Origin of the sequence: Streptomyces sp. NPDC057654, from assembly GCF_042800135.1 — a bacterium.
Lineage (GTDB): Bacteria > Actinomycetota > Actinomycetes > Streptomycetales > Streptomycetaceae > Streptomyces.
On record NZ_JBHVHQ010000848.1, the window covers coordinates 1 to 3,709 of the forward strand.

Sequence of the window (3,709 nt, forward strand, 5' to 3'; positions counted from 1 at the left end):
GGGTGCGTACCCGGGCCGTGCGGTGGGTGACCCTGGACCGTCAGGCGGAGAGGGTCTTGTGGAGGGCGTCGAGGCCGTCGGCGTAGATGCCGGTGAACAGGTCGACGACTTCCTGGTCGGTGGCTCCCTTGGGGTAGAAGCGGCCGGACCACTGGACCTCGGCGACGTCGTCGCGGCCGGGGACGGTGTGGACGCGGATGGTGGAGACGTACCCGTCGTCCACCGGGAACGGGGCCTGGAGGATGGCGTAGCTGTAGTGGCGCTCGGTCTCGTTGAAGTCCACGAGGCGCTCGACGATGACGCCGCCTTCCTCGTTCTTCAGCCGGCGGACCCGGCCGCCTTCGACGGCGACGCTCTCGGGGATGTAGGGGAGCCAGTCGGGCAGGGCGTCGAAGCCGCCGATGAGGCTCCATACCTTCTCGGGGGAGGCGGGCACGATGCGGCTGACGGAAGTGGAGGCCATGGTCTTTCTCCTGGGTTCTGGTGCTGGGCGGGGGTGGGGTGGGGCGGGTGGGGTCAGGCGCCGTTGGGGAGGGGGGCGGCGGGGCTGACCAGGCCGGTGGCGCGCAGGTCGTGCCAGAACGCGGCCGGGACGGTCTCGTCCAGGGCGGCGATGTCCTCGGCGATGCGGCTGGGCTTGGTGGCGCCGGGGACGGCGGCGTCGGCCACCGGGTGGGCCAGGGAGAACTGGAGGGCTGCGGCCTTGATGGAGATGCCGTGCCGGGCGGTGAGCTCCTTGAGGCGGTCGACCTTCGCGATGATCTCCGGCGAGGCCTGCTGGTACTCGAAGTGGGCGCCGCCGGCGAGGACGCCGGAGCTGTACGGGCCGCCGACGACCATGCCGACGTTCTGCTCCTGTGCCATGGGCAGCAGGCGCTGGAGGGCGTGCTCGTGGTCGAGGAGGGTGTAGCGGCCGGCGAGGAGGAATCCGTCGGGCTGCGGCTCGTCGAGGGCGAGGGTCATCTCGATGGGCTCGGTCTTGTTGACGCCGAGGCCCCACGCCTTGATGACGCCCTCGTCACGCAGCCGGGACAGCACCCGGAAGGCGCCGGTGCGGGCCTCCTCGAACTTCTGCACCCACAGGTCGCCGTGGAAGTCCTGGGCGATGTCGTGGACCCACACGATGTCCAGCCGGTCGACGCCGAGGCGCTTGAGGCTGCCCTCGATGGAACGCTCGGTGGCCTCGGCGGTCCACTCGTGGACCACCTTGTTCGGGTTGCCGTGCTCGAAGATCCCGCCCTTCTCGCCGAGGTCGCGGGCGCCCTCCTCCATCTCGTCGAGGATGACGCGGCCGACCTTCGTCGACAGGACGTACTCGTCACGGGGCTTGGTGGAGATCACCTGGCCGAGGCGCTGCTCGGAGAGGCCGGCGCCGTAGAAGGGGGCGGTGTCGTAGTAGCGGATGCCCTGGTCCCAGGCGGCCTCGACGGTGGCGCGGGCCTCCTCGTCGGGGATCGCGCGGAACATGTTGCCGAGCGGGGCGGTGCCGAAGCCGAGCCGGCCGGGAAGGATGTTCTTGAGGGTCATGACGGTGCCTTTTCGATCGATGTCTCCGTGCTGGGGCGTCCCTGACACGGGAGGGGGAGACACGGGAGGAATCGGGTGTCTCTGGGGGGCGCCCTGCCGGCGGGGCCGAGGCGCTGGACGCACGGCGGTCCCTTGTCAGGGCCGGGGCACTGCGGCAATTAATGCGTGAGCGCCTTACATGCATAGACAATAGTTGCGTGCGCGGGGTAATGCAAGTGGGGCGGTCAGACGGTCCGGCCGATGCGAGTGCGGCGGGCGTGTGGGGCCGTTTCCCAACGAAGTCCTTGAGGGGGCGCTTCCAGCTCCGCTGCGGTTGCCGGTACGGACGGGCTCGCGAGCCGAAGGCGCCTGTGCGGTGACCGTCCCGGTCTCACGCCGGGCGTCCGCATCAGGGGAGGATCGTGGGGACGAGGCCGCCGTCGACGCCGAGCGCCCTGCCCGTGGTCGCCGAGGCCTGCTCCGACGCCACGTACGTGATCATGGCGGCCACCTCGTGGGGGCGGATCAGGCGCCGGAGCAGGGAGCCGGCCGCCCGGTTCTCGGCCAGATAACGCCGCTCCTGTTCATCGGGGCCGAGGCCGGGATAGAGCTCGTCGAACATGGCGAGCACGCCGTCACTCATCGTCGGCCCCGGCAGCACACAGTTCACCGTGACCCCGCTGCCGGCGACCTCCTGGGCCATGCCGCGGGACACGGCCAGCTGCGCCGTCTTGGTCATCCCGTAGTGGGCCATGTCCGTCGGCGTCTGCACGCCCGCCTCACTGCTGACGAAAATCACGCGGCCCCACCCCCGCCCGGCCATCCGCGGCGCGTAGTGGCGCGCCAGCCGCACACCGGAGAGCACATTGACCTCGAAGAGGCGCAGCCAGTCCGCGTCAGGGATCTCGAACAGCGGCCCGGTCTCGAAGATGCCGGTGCTGTTGACCAGGATGTCGACATCGGGCAACTGCCGGATCAGCTCGGCCGTCCCCCCGGCCGTTCCGACATCGGCCGCGACACCGCGCCCGCCGATCCGCTCCGCCGCCCCGGCGACACGGTCGGCGTTGCGGCCGTTGACCACGACCTCGGCCCCGGCGGAGGCCAGAGCCCGCGCGGCCGCCTCGCCGATACCTGCCGTCGAACCGGTGACCAGCGCGGTACGTCCACTGAGATCGATCCGCATCGGGTGAACACCTCTCCGGAAGTGGCGGCGGCTCCTCGGCGGCGGGCCGCGTCCGATGCACGCCCGCGCCGCACGGCGCCCGTCGGGACCTGGGGGCGGCCGGGGCCGATCCCTGGTGAGTGGAAGTCGCCTGGGGCGGCGGAAGCGGCCACGGCGAGGAGTCGGACGTAGGCGATTCTTCGGCAGCCCGGCGGAGCCCGCACCTCGCCGATACTCCACTCGGCCCTGGACCGGCGCCCCGCCCGCCGTGCCGCCGCGTCCGGCGACGGCCCCGCCCGCCGCGAAGGCAGGGCTTCCGGCCGCACGCCCGGCGGGGCACTCTGGGGTGGTGCATCCCCCCACGGTGAAAGGGTGACAGGAACATGGCGGCGGCTACGGCCTCCTACGACCTGCGCTTCGACTCCGGGCGACTGTGCCTGGACCTCGTGGCGACGGTCGGCGGGCGGCTCAGTGAGGAGCCGGTCGAACGGCTCGACACCCCTGAACGTTTGCGTGCGTGGCTCGCCGGGTCCGGTCTGGTGCCCGGCGGTGCGGGACTGGAGACGGTGGACAGCGGCTGGCTGGGGCGGTTCCATGCCGCCAGAGCGCTTCTGCACCGCGTCGTGCACGCCGAGGTCGCCGGCGCCGCCGCCGACCCGGATCTGGAACGGCTCAACGGGCTCGCCTCCACCGCGCCCCCGGTCGTACGGGCCGTGCGGGCCCCGGACGGCACTCTGGTCCGTACGGGCGTCGGGGCTCCCGACTGCGGCGCGCTGCTCGCCCGGATAGCGCGGGACGCGGTGGACCTGCTCACCGACCCCGTGACGCGCGGGCAGCTGCGGCAGTGCGAGGGGGAGACCTGCTCGCTGGTCTACCTCGACACCTCGCGCGGGCGCCGGCGGCGCTGGTGCTCCAGCGAGGTGTGCGGCAACCGCGAGCGGGTGGCTCGGCACCGGCGGCGGGCGGTGGCGTCGCAGGCTTCCTGACGGGGAGGGGTGACAAGGGGCCCCGGCACGGGGGCGCGTGGACGTGGCGCAGCCC

The 3,709-nt window shown here is 72.4% G+C and carries 4 protein-coding genes; 1 reads left to right on the forward strand and 3 read right to left on the reverse strand.

Features of this window, described 5'->3' with window-relative positions; all coding sequences use genetic code 11:
* Positions 1-40: 40 nt before the first annotated feature.
* The 3 genes from ACFU99_RS37055 to ACFU99_RS37065 form a co-directional block, all read right to left on the reverse strand.
* Positions 41-463, reverse strand: coding sequence for an SRPBCC family protein (locus tag ACFU99_RS37055; RefSeq protein WP_384401079.1), 423 nt, complete (start codon positions 461-463; stop codon positions 41-43).
* Positions 464-516: 53 nt separating this feature from the next.
* Positions 517-1,527, reverse strand: a complete 1,011-nt coding sequence (locus ACFU99_RS37060) for an aldo/keto reductase (protein ID WP_384401082.1) — start codon at positions 1,525-1,527, stop codon at positions 517-519.
* 388 nt (positions 1,528-1,915) lie between these two features.
* Positions 1,916-2,689: an SDR family NAD(P)-dependent oxidoreductase gene (locus tag ACFU99_RS37065; protein WP_384401085.1), complete on the reverse strand. Its 774-nt coding sequence runs from the start codon at positions 2,687-2,689 to the stop codon at positions 1,916-1,918.
* Between the two features lie 362 nt (positions 2,690-3,051).
* Here ACFU99_RS37065 and ACFU99_RS37070 point away from each other — a divergent pair, with 362 nt between their 5' ends.
* On the forward strand, positions 3,052-3,654 hold the full coding sequence (locus ACFU99_RS37070) for a CGNR zinc finger domain-containing protein (RefSeq protein ID WP_384401088.1): 603 nt from the start codon (positions 3,052-3,054) through the stop codon (positions 3,652-3,654).
* The last annotated feature ends 55 nt before the right edge of the window (positions 3,655-3,709 follow it).